The 14,039-nt window shown below is 68.3% G+C and carries 11 protein-coding genes; 5 read left to right on the top strand and 6 right to left on the bottom strand.

The window, feature by feature from the left end:
• Positions 1-91 precede the first annotated feature (91 nt).
• Positions 92-1,606, bottom strand: a complete 1,515-nt coding sequence (locus tag V5F67_RS17650; protein ID WP_394021657.1) for a catalase — start codon at positions 1,604-1,606, stop codon at positions 92-94.
• A 539-nt stretch (positions 1,607-2,145) separates the two neighbouring features.
• On the opposite strand from V5F67_RS17650, the gene V5F67_RS17645 reads away from it, so the two are divergent.
• A complete protein-coding gene (locus V5F67_RS17645; protein WP_394021658.1) occupies positions 2,146-3,837 on the top strand; it encodes a thiamine pyrophosphate-dependent enzyme in 1,692 nt (563 codons plus the stop codon).
• 19 nt (positions 3,838-3,856) lie between these two features.
• On the opposite strand, the gene V5F67_RS17640 is transcribed toward V5F67_RS17645, so the two are convergent.
• Complete coding sequence (locus V5F67_RS17640) at positions 3,857-4,702, bottom strand: AraC family transcriptional regulator (RefSeq protein WP_394021659.1); 846 nt, start codon at positions 4,700-4,702, stop codon at positions 3,857-3,859.
• A 90-nt stretch (positions 4,703-4,792) separates the two neighbouring features.
• Here V5F67_RS17640 and V5F67_RS17635 point away from each other — a divergent pair, with 90 nt between their 5' ends.
• The 3 genes from V5F67_RS17635 (at position 4,793) to V5F67_RS17625 (ending at position 6,776) form a co-directional block, all read left to right on the top strand.
• Positions 4,793-5,548, top strand: a complete 756-nt coding sequence (locus V5F67_RS17635) for a ferredoxin--NADP reductase (RefSeq protein WP_394021660.1) — start codon at positions 4,793-4,795, stop codon at positions 5,546-5,548.
• A 27-nt stretch (positions 5,549-5,575) separates the two neighbouring features.
• Positions 5,576-6,322, top strand: a complete 747-nt coding sequence (locus V5F67_RS17630; protein ID WP_394021661.1) for an SDR family NAD(P)-dependent oxidoreductase — start codon at positions 5,576-5,578, stop codon at positions 6,320-6,322.
• 70 nt (positions 6,323-6,392) lie between these two features.
• The gene (locus tag V5F67_RS17625; RefSeq protein ID WP_394021662.1) at positions 6,393-6,776 is read left to right on the top strand and encodes a nuclear transport factor 2 family protein; all 384 of its coding nucleotides are present in this window, start codon (positions 6,393-6,395) and stop codon (positions 6,774-6,776) included.
• A gap of 75 nt (positions 6,777-6,851) precedes the next feature.
• On the opposite strand, the gene V5F67_RS17620 is transcribed toward V5F67_RS17625, so the two are convergent.
• The 4 genes from V5F67_RS17620 to V5F67_RS17605 form a co-directional block, all read right to left on the bottom strand.
• Positions 6,852-10,235 (bottom strand): TonB-dependent receptor domain-containing protein, encoded by a 3,384-nt coding sequence (locus V5F67_RS17620; RefSeq protein ID WP_394021663.1) that lies wholly within the window; start codon positions 10,233-10,235, stop codon positions 6,852-6,854.
• Between the two features lie 100 nt (positions 10,236-10,335).
• A complete protein-coding gene (locus tag V5F67_RS17615; protein WP_394021664.1) occupies positions 10,336-11,349 on the bottom strand; it encodes a FecR family protein in 1,014 nt (337 codons plus the stop codon).
• Positions 11,350-11,450: 101 nt separating this feature from the next.
• Positions 11,451-11,963 carry an RNA polymerase sigma factor gene (locus tag V5F67_RS17610; protein WP_394021665.1) on the bottom strand — a complete coding sequence of 171 codons (513 nt, stop codon included), beginning with the start codon at positions 11,961-11,963 and terminating at the stop codon, positions 11,451-11,453.
• 433 nt (positions 11,964-12,396) lie between these two features.
• Positions 12,397-13,401, bottom strand: a complete 1,005-nt coding sequence (locus V5F67_RS17605) for a helix-turn-helix domain-containing protein (RefSeq protein ID WP_394021666.1) — start codon at positions 13,399-13,401, stop codon at positions 12,397-12,399.
• Between the two features lie 132 nt (positions 13,402-13,533).
• On the opposite strand from V5F67_RS17605, the gene V5F67_RS17600 reads away from it, so the two are divergent.
• Complete coding sequence (locus V5F67_RS17600; RefSeq protein ID WP_394021667.1) at positions 13,534-13,941, top strand: nuclear transport factor 2 family protein; 408 nt, start codon at positions 13,534-13,536, stop codon at positions 13,939-13,941.
• Positions 13,942-14,039: the final 98 nt, after the last annotated feature.

Here is a 14,039-nt window from a genome sequence, read left to right as displayed (position 1 = left end):
TGCGTGCGGCGCAGGCGGGCGCGTGCCCTGACTAAATGATAGAGAACGCGTTATCCGATCAGCTTGCGGTGCAAGCTGATCGGCGCGTGCTCTAGCTGACCGCCTCGGGCACCGGCACGGCCTTGCGCAGGCCGAGGCCCTGTCCGATGGCGTCGCCGATCGCGGTGTCGATGCGATCGAAGTGCGCGAGCATCCGCTCCTGCAGCTCGCGGCGCACCGGCATCATGAAATGCACCAGGTTGTGGAGCAGGTCCTGCTGCTCGAATTCGCTCAGCGCGTGGAAGAAGTCCCTGCACTGGCTGTAGTCGTCGCGCCGCGCGATCTTCTTGTGCGTGACGTGGCCGGCGACGAACGGCTCGTGCGGCACGCCGACGGCCGGCGCCTCGCGCAGCGCGTTGCCGCCGCTCGGCTCGTAATTGATGTGCGCGTCGACGCCGGCGGCCGCGCTGTCCACCCGATAGGCCATGGGGCCGGCGCCGTAATTGGTCGCCACCGGGCATTTCGGCCGGTTGATGGGCAATTGCAGATAGTTCGGCCCGATGCGGTAGCGCTGGGAATCCGAATAGGCGAAGGTGCGCCCGATCAGGAGCTTGTCGTTGGACATGCCGATGCCGTCCACCACCACGCCGGGGCTGAAGGCCGACTGCTCCACCTCGGTGAAATAGTCCTGCGGGTTGCGGTTCAGTACCAGCCGGCCGACGGGCAGGAGCGGGAAGTCGCGCTCCGGCCAGACCTTGGTGGGATCGCAGGGATCGAACGGCAGCTCGGGATGCTCGTCGTCGCTCATGAGCTGGACGCACAGCTCCCACGCGGGGAACTCGCCGCGCTCGATGGCCTGATGGAGGTCCTCGGTGGCGTGGTAGATGTTGGTGGCCTGCACCTGGTGCGCCTCGTGCTGGGTGAAGCCGTGGCATCCCTGCTGGCTGATCCAGGAGAAGCGCACGAGCGTCGCCACGCCCTCGGCGTTGATGAGCTTGAAGGTGTGCACGCCGAAGCCGTTCATGAAGCGGTAGCCCTTGGGCACGCCGCGCATGCTGGAGGTCATCAGCGTGACCAGAAGCGCCTCCGGCGTGTTGCTGACCCAGTCGAAGCGCCGGTTGGGGTCGAAGCGGTTGGTCACCGGGTCCGGCCGCGAGGCGTGGATCAGGTCCGGGAACTTGATGGGATCGCGGATGAAGAACACCGGATGGTTGTTGCCCACGAGGTCCCAATTGCCCTCGGGGGTGTAGAACTTGGTGGCGAAGCCGCGCGGGTCGCGCGTGGTCTCCGGCGAGTGGCCGCCGCCCACCACGGTGGAGAAGCGCACGAACACCTCGGTCTCGCGCTCCTTGTCGGTGAGCACCTTGGCGCGGGTGTAGGTCTCGGCCGGCTCCTCGCCGATGCGGCCATAGGCGCGGAAGGTGCCGAAGGCGCCCGCGCCGCGGGCATGGACGACGCGCTCGGGGACGCGCTCGCGGTTGAAGCTCGCGATCTTTTCAAGGAAATTGTAGTTCTCGAGCAGCAATGGCCCGGACTCGCCGACGCTGCGGCTGTTCTGGTTGTCGACGATGGGGTGGCCCTGGCGGTTGGTCAGGATCTTCGCGGTGCCCTGTTCGGGTGAGCCCATTTTCATTTAATTCTCCACAGAACCGAGCCTTCCGCCTGGAATGACGCTACGCCGGCGGCTGACGACTTCACTGTCGAAGGAAAATCGAATGGCGGCGGCCGGATTTTCCGATCTATACTCATTCTTAAATCAGGTCGTTTTTCGATGAAATGACAGTTATCGTCGAAAAAATGCCAAAGCCGAGGGCGTCGCGGAGCCGCTGCGCGCTCTGCGGGGCCACCCCCATGCGGCGATCGGGGGACTGCTGCGTGATTTATAGTTTGCAGGTTCATTTTCAGGCGCATGCGCGCGGCGCCTGACTGGTTCTGTTGCGCCAGGAGACAAGATTTCATGCGAGAAACAGCACAAAATGCTCGATGAATGTGCTAAGTGCGGGCTAATATTTAAGCATCTTTCGGCGTTCCCGATGGGCTGGCACCGGAGGCCATCGGTCTGATCCGCTTGCCTCATAATTGCAAATATGTATCTTTTTTATAATCCGAGGCCACAAGCCGCGGCACCCCCGCCGCGCATCGCACGTTTCGAGAAAGATCGCCCGCATGAACGAAGAGCTTTCCGGCCCGGCATCGGTCACCGGCGGCATGGCCGTCGTCAGCGCCCTGCGCGCCCATGACGTGGACCGCGTGTTCTGCGTCCCCGGAGAGAGCTTCCTCGGCGTCGTCGATGCCCTCAACGAGGCCCCGGAGATCGAGCTCGTCACCGCCCGCCACGAGGGCGGAGCCGGCCTCATGGCGGTGGCGGACGCGCGCCTGTCCGGGCGGCCGGGCGTGGTGATGGTCAGCCGCGCCCCCGGCGCCTCCAATGCCGCCATCGCCATCCACAACGCCCATGAGGACGGTGTGCCGCTGGTGGTGCTGGTGGGCCAGGTGCCGCGGCCCGACGCCGGCCTCGGCGCGTTCCAGGAGGTCGACTATGCGCGCCTCTACGCGGGCATCGTCAAGGGGGTCGTGCGGGTCGACGATCCGGCCCGGGCGGAGGCGCTGTTGGCCCAGGCCTTCCACGCCGCGACCAGCGGGCTTCCCGGCCCGGTGCTCGTCATCCTGCCGGAGGACATGCTGGAGGAGGCCCGCCCGCCCGTGACCGCGGTGCGCTTCCCCGTGGCGCAGCCCCGCGCCGGGGACGAGGACGTCGCCGCCGCCGCGGCGCTGCTGAAGGCGCAGGAACGCCCGCTCCTGATCGCCGGCATGGCGCTCAACACCGTGCGCGGGCGCGAGGCGCTGAAGACGGTGGCGGAGCGCTGGAAGCTCCCGGTGGCGGCGAGCGCGCGCCAGCCGGACATCCTCGACAACAACCATCCCGGCTACGTGGCCCATCTGGGCTACGCCACCGATCGCTTCCTGGTGGAGCGCCTGCGCGAGGCCACCGCGCTGCTCGCGGTGGGCACGCGGCTCGGCGACGTCACCAGCCAGGGCTACAGCTTTCCCGCGGCGCCACGGCCGGCGGTGCCGGTCATCCATATCCACGAGAGCGCCGAGGCGGTCGGCGCGGTCCGGGAGACGGCGCTGCCGATCCTGTCCGGCTGCGCCGAGTTCCTGGAGCGCCTCGCCGTGCTCGCGCCGGCCGAGCCGCGCTGGACATCCTGGCGCGACGACCTGCACGCGCGCTACCTCGCCTGGTCAAGCTGGCGCGCGGTCGAGGCGAGCGACGGGATCGTGTTCGGCGCGGTGGTGGAGGCCTGCGCCCGGATGGCGCCGGCCGACGCGATCATCACCGCCGACGCGGGCAATTTCGGCGGCTGGCTGGGGCGCTATTTCCGCTATGGCGGCCGCCAGCGCTTCCTGAACGCGCTGTCGGGCTCCATGGGCTACGGCGTCCCGGCCGCGGTGGCCGCGTCCCTCAGGCATCCCGAGCGCAAGGTGGTGTGCTTCGTCGGCGACGGCGGCTTCCTCATGACCGGCAACGAGATCGCCACCGCGCGCGCCTATGGGGCCAATCCCGTGGTCGTCATCTCCGACAACGGGTCGTACGGCACCATCCGCATGCATCAGGAGCGCCGCTTCCCGGGACGGGCCCTCGGGACGGATCTCGCCAATCCCGACTTCGCGGCGCTCGCCTGCGCCTTCGGCTGCGAGGCGCTGAGCGTGTCGCGGCCGCAGGAGATCGAGCCGGCGCTTGCGGCGGCCTTCCGCAGCGAGCGCCTGTGCGTCGTGCACGTCAGAACCAGCCTGCGCCACATCTCGCCCTCCTTCACGCTGGCGGCCGCCCCGGCGATCGAGGCCGCGCCGGCGTGAAGGGCAGGGGCAGGGCGCCTCAGGCGCCCCGCCCCATGGCGGCGGACGTCTCGCCGATGGGCCGGCGGCCCGCGTCGGCGATGCCCAGGTAGTGGCTGGGGCTCACCCCCATCACGGTGCGGAACATGTTCGCGAACGCGCTCGGGCTCGAATAGCCGAGCTCCCGCGCGATCTCGCCGATGGGAACGCCGCGGGCGAGCCGGCACAGTGCCTCCGAGATCTGGACCTGGTGCACCCAATGGCGAAAATGCAGGCCGGTCTCGCTGGCGAACAGGCGGATCAGCGTGCGCGTGCTGGCGCCGACCTCGTCGGCCCAGTCGTCCAGGCTGCGGTTGTCGGCCGGGTTGGCCAGGATCGCCTCGCAGATGCGCAGCAGCCGGCGGTCGCCCGGCCACGGGATCTCCACCGGCACCAGCGGCGCGCGGGCGATCTCGGAGATGATGAGGCGGGCGATGCTGTCGCCGCGGTCGCCGGGCGCGTAGTCCACCGGCTCGTCCATGAGCGCGAGCATCAGCTCCCGCAGCAGGCGGCCGACCTCGATCAGCCGGCACCTGCCCCCTTCGTCCTGCGCCGCCTCCGGCGACACGTAGATGGTGCGCATGCTGACCGGGGTGAGCATGGTCACCTCGTGCAGCATGCCGGAGGGAATCCAGAGCGCGCGCAGCGGCGGGATGATCCACATGCCTTCGGGAGAGCGCACCCGCATCACGCCTTCCGCCGCGAACAGCAGCTGGCAGCGCCGGTGCTGCTGGAAGGCGATCACGTGCCCCTGGCGGTCGTCGCGCGAGACGCCCACCACCGGCACCGGCGCGTTCTCGACCGTGTTCGCCTGCTGCACCTCGCCGAAACGGATCCGCCGGGTCATCCCTGTCACTTTTTCATCTTAAAATGTCATGTCGCTTATTAAATGCCATCACTAGGGTGAATTGGCAAGAATGATTCAGTGAGACCCGAGATGATCCCAGCACACATGGCGCGGATCGAGAGCATCGTCGAGGAAGCCGAGGACGTGAGGTCCTTCGCCTTTCGATTTGTCGGTGAGGCGCCGGCCACTCATCTCGGCCTGCCGGGCCAGTTCGCGCCTTTCCGATTCCGGATCGGCGACGGGCACCACGAGCGCTTCTACGCCATCTCCAGCCTGCCGCAGCTCGGCGAAGCGCCCTGCTTCACCGTCAAGCGCAAGCCGGACGGTCTGGTCTCGGGCCATTGCATGGACCGCCTCGCGCCGGGCGATCTGGTGGCGGTGGGGCCTGCGCGGGGCGGCTTCCGGCTCCAGCCCGGCAACGCGCCGGTGGTGTTCCTGGCGGGCGGCATCGGCATCGCGCCGATCTTCCCGCTGATCCGCTTCGCGCTCCTGTGCACGCAGCGGCCGGTCGCGGTGGTGCTGTTCGAGCGGAACGCCGCGCGCCAGGCCTTTCTCCCCGCCCTGCAGGGGCTCGCCGTGCGCCATCGCGGGCGGATGTCGCTGCACGGGGCGTTCGGCGCCGGGCCGCCGGCCATGGACCGCGCGCTCGCCGGCGTGCTCGATCCGACCAGCGCGCAGCACGTCTACATGTGCGGACCGGCCGGCTTCCTCGATGCGGCGGGCGCCTGCGTGCGGGCCGCCGGCCACCCCGCGAGCCGGATCTTCGCCAACGACCGGGACGCCTACATCGCCGGCTACCTGGCCCAGCCGCCCCACGCGGCAGCGGCCGCCGCGCTGGCGCTCTGAACCCTCAAGAAAGCCGAAGGAAAGCCAATGCTGACATTGAAGGACAAGGTCGCCGTGGTCACGGGCGGCTCGCGCGGCATCGGCGCCGCGATCGCCCGCAAGCTGGCCGAAAGCGGCGCCGCCGTCGCCGTCACGTACAAGACCCGGGCCGAGGAGGCGAAGGCGCTGGTGGATGCCGTCGCCGCGGCCGGCGGAAAGGCGATGGCGGTCCCGTGCGACGTCACCTCGGAGGAGGCGGTGCGGGCGGCGGTGAAGGCGATCGCCGACGCGTTCGGGCGCATCGACGTCCTCGTCAACAATGCCGGCATCCTGGTCGCCAGGCCGCTGGCGGAGGTGGACCGCCAGGCCTACCAGTCGCAGTTCGACACCCATGTCTGGGGCACGATGCTGTTCTGCCAGGCGGCGCTTCCCCATTTCCCGGAGGCGGGGGGACAGATCGTCAACCTGTCCTCGCTCAGGGTCTACCAGCCGGCGGCGGGCTCGAGCCTCTACTCGGCGTCGAAGGCCGCGGTGTCGGCGCTGACCCACGCGCTGGCGGTGGAGCTCGGGCCGCGCGGCATAACCGTGAACGCCATCGCGCCGGGCATCACCCGCACCGACATGACCGCCGCCATGCCCGATGCCCGGCGCCAGGCGATCGCCCAGGCGACCCCGCTCGGCCGGCTCGGCGCGCCCGAGGATATCGCCGGCGCGGTCGCGCTTCTGTGCATGCCGGAGGCGCGCTGGATCACCGGCCGCACCCTGCTCGCCGACGGCGGGCTGGTGGGGGTCTGACAGCGGCGGGGCACGGCGCCGTGCCCCGCATGCCGGCGGCACGGAAGGCCCGGGGCTTGGGAGACGGAAGATGTGGAATTCGAGCGAGGCCGCAGGGCTTCTTGCGGCGGTGCAGGCGTATTTCGACCTGATGTATGAGGGCGACCTGTCCACGTTCGAGGCCGTGTTCGCCCCGAGCGCGCAGCTGACTGGCCTGCGGGACGGGCAGATGACGGTGCTGTCCGCCGCCAGCTACCGCGAGGTGCTCGCCGGGCGCGCCGCGCCGAAGTCCCAGGGCGCGCCGCGCGAGGAGCAGGTCCTGCTCCTCGACTTCGCGTCCCCGACCCAGGCGCTCGTGAAGCTGAGGGTGCGCGTGGGGCCGACGCGGTTCGTCGATTATCTGACCTATCATCGGGTGGGCGGGACATGGCTCGTCACGTCGAAGGGCTACCATGCCGAGCCGGTTCCCGGGTGAAGGCCTGTCCGCGCCACCGTCGTGCGGAAGGAACAGGCGCGCAGGGGGCCATGCCGAGCCGGCACCGCGATCCGCTCAGAAGCGATAGTTCAGGCCGAGCTTGAGCAGGTGCAGGTCGGCTTCGTTCGCGGCCTTGCGCCCGTTCACGATGGTCGAGGAGCCGGCGTGCGGAACGTCGACGTAGATCGGGATGCAGAAGGGCACCGGGACCGGCGCGCATCCTTCGCCGCGCTCACGGGTGGTGTAGGTGCGCCCCACGCCCGCTCGGGCATTTCCGAAGATGAAGTCCTCGGCGCCGAAGAGGGCATAAAGATAATCCATCTTGATCGACCAGTTGTCGGCAAAGCCATATTCGGCGCCGGCGCCGAACGTCAGGCCGGTGCGCGTGGCGGAGCTCTTCTCGGAGAAGTACGGATCGGTGCGGAAGCCATAGATGTAGTCCGAGCTGGCATAGTCGGAGCGGAACTGCGTGCGCGTCTCGGTCTCCTTCAGGAAGGCGAAGCCGCCGGTGCCGTAGACCAGCAGTCGGTCGAAGGCGTAGCCGGCGCGGCCGCGCACGGTGGACAGCCAGTTCAGCCGGTAGTCGGTCCGCGCCTGCAGGTAGCCGGCGGCGGCCAAAGTGGGCGACTCGAGCGCCAGCGCGTCGCGCGCGCTGCGCATGGGGGTCCAGGCGAGGTCGGCCTCGATGCCGAGCACGATGTTGTTGTCGAACTCGTAGTTGAAGCCGCCCTGGATGCCGCCGAGGATGTTGGTGAGGTTCTGGTCCGCCGATTCCGAGGCGGCGGCGGGCGTGAAGGCACCGGCGGCATCGGTGGTGACGCCGTCGATCCGGGCGAAGCCGGCGCCGACATGGCCGCCCACATAGAAGCCGGTCCACGGCATGTTGCGGGCGCTGGCGGGACGCCCGAAGGGCAGCCACGGCGCCGGCTCCGATCCACCGAGCTTGGCGGTGAGGCTGCCGCGGATCACTCGGCCAGGCGAAGGCATGTCGGTGTTGTTGAGCGCGTCCACGTAGTAGACGTCGAACAGGTTCTGGACTCCCACGTCGATGGTGAGCGTGTCGTTGATCCTCCATTGGCCGAACAGGTCCACCAGGGTGTAGGGCGCCCACAGCTTGGTGGTCCAGGCGAAGAACGAGCCGTCGTCCACCACCGGCGCGAGCCGCTCGCCCATGTAGGTCAGCCGCGCGCCCAGTGTCACCTTTTCGTCCCAGAAGCGCGCGCCGGCCGTCACCGAAGCGGTGAAGCGGGGCGGGATCTGGTTGGTGAGGTAGTCCGCGGAGGGCGTGTAGTCGATGCAGGCGCCGGTGCCGCGGCACGCCTCGAAGCCGGTATAGTAGTTGAAGCCGAAATCCGTGAAGATCCAGCCGGCATCGTAGCCACCCGAAATTTCAAAGCCCTTGAACCGGACAAAATCGTAGTTGAACAGCGTCATGTGCCCATCAGCGAACTCGCGGCCGATGAAGTTGTTGGTCGTGTTGTCGAAATAGGCCACCTTCAGCCGCGCCTTGTCGCCTGGCAGGAACAGGCCGTTCTTCAGAAGATTGGTGCCGACCTCGAAATTGCTCGCTTCCTCGGGCACGAGGTCTGGGTTGAACCACTGATCGAACCGCGTCTGGCTGGTCTCGCGCACGCTCGGCGGACGGATGCCGGCGGCGTACTGGCCATAGATCTGCCAGCCGGGCAGCGGCGTGATGGTCACGCTGCCGCTGGGGCTGAGGCTGCCGCCCGAATAGCCGGTATAGTCCGGCCCGGCATAGCCGCCGAACGCGCTGCCCAGGAAGGTGGTGTTGAAGGCGAGATATTCGAGGCCGGCCTCGAAGGCGAGCCAGGAGAGCGGCTCCCACTTCGCCCGCGCGAACACGGTGCCGATCTCGCGCTCGCCGTCGGCGGGCACGGCCCACAGGCGCCCGTCGCTGATGCTGATGAAGCTGTCCGGGGTCGCGCTCTCGTAGACGTAGGTGCCGCCCACCCGCACCGACACAGGCGTGCCGGCGATCGAGAAGCGCGAGGTGTTCTCGGCATTGACGCCGAAATTGCGGGAGTTCTGCTTGCTCTCGACGCTCTCGAAGGCGAGGAGCAACTGATTGGTCTCGTTGACGTTCGAGAAGTAGGTGCCGGCCCGAAAATCGATCAGGGCGTTGTCGTCCGGCCGGTAGTGATAGCGCGCCGAGACCTGGTTCACGTTCACGGTGCTCAGCGGCAGCTGGCGCGGGTCGCGCGCGGGGTCGACGACGCTCGGCGGCACCTCGCCGAAGGCGTTGCCGTAATGGAGATAGCTGAGCTGGATCTCATGCCCGTCGGCGGGACGGAGCGTGGCCTTCATGAGGCCGGACGTCACGTTCTCGGAGGTGTTGAAGACCTGGTCGCCATAGCCGTATTCGGACAGCGCCTGCTGCTCTCCCATATAGTTCGTCGTGCTCGTCTCGCCCTGGGTGCCGGCGAAGAAGTTGCCGTTCTTGCGGCGCACGAAGGCCGCCACCAGGTCGACGTTCTGGTTGCTCACGGCGGCGGCGAGGCTCGCATTGCCGTTGTCGGCGTCCGAATTGCCGGCGGTGGTGCCGATGGCGCCGATCTCCGGCGTCACGCCATTGGAATTGAGCCCGACCCTGGCCCGCACGCCATAGGTCTCGCCGGCCCGCAGGATGTCGGCGACGCCGAGCGTCTCCATGGCGATGGTGCCGCCGATGGCGCCGCCCACTGCGCCGTCCGGGCCCTTGGTGATGGTGACGCCGGAGATGAGGTCCGGGTCCACGAAGGTGCGGCTGTCGACGCCGGCATAGCCGCGGTAGCTGGAGGTCGACTGCTGCGAGCCGTCGATTGTGGTGGCGACGCGGTTCATCCCCTGCAGGCCGCGGATGTTGGGGTCGATGGAGGCGCCGTTGTTGTTTGAGCCGGAGATGACGCCGGGCGTGCCCTGGAACATGGCGCCGGAGGTCAGGCCGGGAAAGCGCTCGATATCCTGGCTGGAGATGAAGTTGGTGGTGCCGGGGGTCTCGAACGGCCGGTCGGCGGCGGCGCCGAAGCCGCCCACCTGGAGCGTGTCGAGCGCGATCGTCCCATCCGCGGCGGCTTCCGACGCCGGGCCGGCGGCGCCGACCAGCGCGGCATTGCCGCGCCCGGCGATCCGCACGCTGAGCCCGGTGCCGGCGACAAGCCTGGCAAGCGCATCGGCCGGCGTCATGCTGCCCACCACCGCCGCGCTTTGGCGGCCCCGTGCAAGATCCGAGGAGTAGCTGATCTGCCAGCCCGTGGCGCGGATGAACGCATTGATCGCCGCGGGCAGCGGCTGGGCCGGGATCGAGAAGGCAATCGTCTGGTCGGCGGCCGGCGTCGCCTGCTGGGCTTCGGCGCGGGCGGGCACGAGCGCCCAGAGGCAGCCGCTCAGCGCCGAGGTCAGCGCCAGCGAAGCAAAGGCCGCACGAGCCCGCTTCGGCCCACATCCAGCCGGTCGTTCCATGGATTATCGCCCTCGTCATTCAGATCGAGGGCCGGATGCATTTTCGGGCCCTCGATCTGGTGACGCGGGACGGCCGCGCTTCCGGAAAAAATTTCTATGCTCAGCGCAGGAGAATGATGCCGCCGGGAAGGCTGTTCATGGTGACACCCGCCGCATGGGCGAGGGTGCGGATGGCGCCCTCGACATCGTCGAGCCGGTAGTTGCCGCTGACCCGCAGGCCGTTCGCGCGGCTGTCCATCACCAGCACCACGCCATCGCGATAGCGGCCAAGCTCCGCCAGGACGAGCGACAGCGGCTGGTCCTCGAAGACGATCCGCCCCTCCCGCCAGGCCAGCGCCTGCTCGGGGTCGACGGAGGCCACGGGAGAGAACGTGGACGCGCGCGCGAACACCATCTGGCCGGGGTGCAGAGCGACCGGGCCGCGCGGATCGTCGCGCAGGGCCACCTCGACCCGGCCGCGCTCCAGCACCACCATGTCCTCGCGCGGATCGAGCCGGACCGCGAAGGCGGTGCCCTTCACCTCCACCATGCCGAAGTTCCCGGCGACGCGAAAGGGGTGCGCGGGGTCGGGGCGGACGTCGAAGAAGGCTTCGCCCTCCAGCAGCCGGACCTGCCGCCGCCCCTGCGCGAAGTCGATCGCCACGGCGGTGGCTGAGTTGAGCAGCATGGACGAGCCGTCGGGCAGAGCCACGGCCAGGCGGCCGCCGGTCACCGTCATGTGGTCGGCCTGCCAGCGCAGCAGCAGCGCCGGGCCCTGCCAGAAGACGAGCGCAAGGCACGCGGCCGCTGCGCCCAGAACCGCCGGGCGGCGCAGCATCCGAGAAAACTTCGAGCCCGAGGCGTGCGGTCGCGCGCGACGGGACTTGTCTCGTGCCGCGGGCAGCCGGGCGGCGGCCGCGGCGAAGGCCGTGGAGCCCCACAGGGCTTCGAGGGACCTGAATTCCTCCGCATGGCGCGGGTTTCGGGCGAGCCAGGCCTCGAACGTGCGCCGCGTCGCCTCATCCGGGGCCTGCTCCCGAAGACGGCCGAACCACTCCAGCGCCTCGTCGACGACGGGGTCCTCGTGGGTGTAGCCGTCGCCGCCGGCGACGCCCTGTATTCTGTCCCGTCCCACTCACGCCATCCGATGTCGCTGCGCCCGGCGGGCGATCTGGCAGGCTCTTATAACCGAGACGCGCGCGGGCCCCCAATCCGGCAAAAAGGGGCAGGCACTCATCAGGCCCGGTCGAGCCGCGCCAGTACCGAGCGGCAATGGCCCATGGCCATCTTCAGGTCGTTGAAGACGGTCCGCTCCGAGACCCCGAGATGGGCGGCGATCCGGGCGTTGGTCCAGCCCTCGATGCGGCTCAGCACCACCGCCGACTGCACCCGGGGCGGAAGGGCCGCCAGCGCCCCGTTGAGCGCCCGCAGCCGCTCGCGGTAGATGAGCGCCGTCTCGCAGGTCGGCCGGTCGTCGGGCACCGCTTCGACCGCGTCCGCGGCGGCGTCGACCTCCACTCCGCCGCGGGTGCGCAGCCGGCGCACGTGGTCGAGGGCGAGATTGCGCGCGGTCTGGTGGAGAAAGCCCTCGGGATGCTCGATCGGCGCCGTCTCCTGGGCGCGGCGGGCGCGCAGATAGGCCTCCTGCGCCAGATCTTCCGCCACCTGGCGATCGCGGACGATGCGCATCACCCGCCACATGAGCGACTTGCGCTGCAGCAGGAAAGCGTGGGTCAGGCTCGCCGACATCAGGCCACGCCCCCGGACGCATGCCGCGGCAACGAGACATGTTGGCCGTCCGCCCGCCTTGCAGGCGCCGTGCCTGTGCGCCCGATGTGGAGCCACGCCATGGGACAGTCCGCGAAATGACCGGCCCGCGTCCGCGGACCATCGTGACTGTCTAAGGGACGCCGAATTTCCTTTCAATAACAGTATTTTAGAAGAAATCCAGAAAGCCGGCCAACATGCTCGCCGATATGGCGTAGCGGCGAAGCCATCGGCAGGAGTCGTTGCGGATATGGCACCGCGCGACAGCATTCATGTGGCGCAACGGGGCGCTCAAGGCCTGCCGTTCAGCCTGTGCTGCGGGATGCCCCCATGGCCATGCGCTGTCTTGCTTGCGTTGGAGGGGGACTTTCCGGCTCGCGCGCAGATGAAGCCGCCGTGCTCGGCGATGGCGACCTTACGGATCCAGGTGGGCCAGACCCCGATAGCTCGGCGGCAGAGTTCGCGGCACGAAATCAGGTGGCTTGCGCAGCGTGATCGACGGCGTTTCGCCGAACAGTTGGCGATACGCCGTTGCGAAGCGGCCCAGTTCCCAGAACCCATGCTCCATCGCGATCGAGGTCACGGACGCCTGGACCGGGGCCGAGAGCTGCAGAGCCCGATTGGCCAGATACATGCGCCGAAGCCATAGGTAGCGGTTCGGGCTGATGCCCAGCTGCTCCTGGAAAGCCCGGCGCAAGGTGCGCTCCGATGTGCCGAGCGCAACGCAGAGATCCATCAGATAGAGCGGCCGAGCGATGTTTCTGGCGATGAGGTCCTCCAGGTCCCGCAAAATGGCGCGGCGGTTCCTGAGACCGGCGCCGAGTTCCTTTTCCTGGCCGCTGTCGATGGCAAGGAGCATCGCATGGACCAGCGTGTGCTCGATCGCATTGGAGGTCTGGGCGTGCGCGAAGATATTGGGCGAGGATCTGGCAAGGGCGCCGACCATCTGGTGGAGCGTCGCGAGCCTGCTCATGGCGATGCCGTTCGGGCGTAGAACGCGCGTATCCGCGGGCGCGGAAATTTCGTAGCCGAGAATTGCCGAAGCGGCCCGGGCCAGCCTTTCCGGCTCCAGGGACATCGTTCCCCAGCGTATGGAAGCATCGGTTCGTTGATACTGCTCGCTTTCCGCGCCCCAGAACAGCAGGTCTCCCGGCTTGAACTCGATTCCGTTGACGCGGGTCGCGGCCTGATGGGAATCGGTCAGGAAGAAAATGGGGGATCGCTGCTTGGGTACGTAGATATGAAGTGAGCGCGCCAGACTTTCAGAGCCGCGCTGAAGCCAAAGCTGCCGGAAATCGATGCGCGCCAGTTCTCCGGCGAACTGTCCCGGCTCGAGAACAGCAGCCTGTACGTGCGCCGCCCGGATCGTTTGGGTATACTCATCGGCTGAGCCGAAGATGCGGTGCGCACTGCCAAGCACTCGATTTTCTCCGCCCCCGTATAAATTCTTTGAGTACGTGACAAAGCTTGAAATGAGTCGTCCTCTGGCTCTTTCCAAACCGCAGCGCTATTCCTTTCCGAGAGCGCTTTCTTATAGCAGGGAGATTTCAAATTGGGCAACGTCGCCATCATTAAAGAGCTCTATGAGAACTTTGCCCGTGGAAACGTGCCGGCCGTCCTGGGCGGGCTCGATCCCGCCATCGAATGGTTCGAGGCCGAGGGATACCCGAATGTCGGCGGCCGCCACACCGGGCACGCGGGCGTCCTGGATGCGCTCACGCGGGTCGGAGCCGATTGGAATCAGCTGACCTTGAAGCCGGAAGACTTCATCGGTGACGGCAGCCTGGTCATCGTTCTCGGCGCGGTCTCCGGTACCTCTCGGCATTCCGGGAAGTCCTTCCACAGCCGCTTTGCCCATGAGTGGCGCTTGCGCGATTCCCTGGTCACCCTGTGGCGGGCGCACCTCGATACGGCCTTGGTGCAGGCCGCCGCCAAGGCTGACGTGCCCCCGGCCAAGTGAGCCAAGGCGGCCCTGCCGGCCGCTGCGGGCGATTCCCGCCAATGGGCGATCTTGCCAAGGGCCGATCTCGCGGCAAGCGCTCGACGGTGCGGGGCCCC

It is taken from the genome of Xanthobacter pseudotagetidis, assembly GCF_043194795.2.
Taxonomy (GTDB): domain Bacteria; phylum Pseudomonadota; class Alphaproteobacteria; order Rhizobiales; family Xanthobacteraceae; genus Xanthobacter; species Xanthobacter tagetidis_A.
The sequence above is the reverse complement of the archived record's forward strand: the minus strand, read 5'-3'. Positions and strand labels throughout refer to the sequence as shown.

Bases quoted from the DNA above. Each gene is read 5' to 3' on its own strand.
- V5F67_RS17650 (WP_394021657.1), bottom strand. From the start codon at position 1,606: ATGGGCTCACCCGAACAGGGCACCGCGAAGATCCTGACCAACCGCCAG.
- V5F67_RS17610 (WP_394021665.1), bottom strand. From the start codon at position 11,963: ATGTCGGCGAGCCTGACCCACGCTTTCCTGCTGCAGCGCAAGTCGCTC.
- V5F67_RS17640 (WP_394021659.1), bottom strand. From the start codon at position 4,702: ATGACCCGGCGGATCCGTTTCGGCGAGGTGCAGCAGGCGAACACGGTC.
- V5F67_RS17620 (WP_394021663.1), bottom strand. From the start codon at position 10,235: ATGGAACGACCGGCTGGATGTGGGCCGAAGCGGGCTCGTGCGGCCTTT.
- V5F67_RS17635 (WP_394021660.1), top strand. From the start codon at position 4,793: ATGATCCCAGCACACATGGCGCGGATCGAGAGCATCGTCGAGGAAGCC.
- V5F67_RS17645 (WP_394021658.1), top strand. From the start codon at position 2,146: ATGAACGAAGAGCTTTCCGGCCCGGCATCGGTCACCGGCGGCATGGCC.
- V5F67_RS17630 (WP_394021661.1), top strand. From the start codon at position 5,576: ATGCTGACATTGAAGGACAAGGTCGCCGTGGTCACGGGCGGCTCGCGC.
- V5F67_RS17625 (WP_394021662.1), top strand. From the start codon at position 6,393: ATGTGGAATTCGAGCGAGGCCGCAGGGCTTCTTGCGGCGGTGCAGGCG.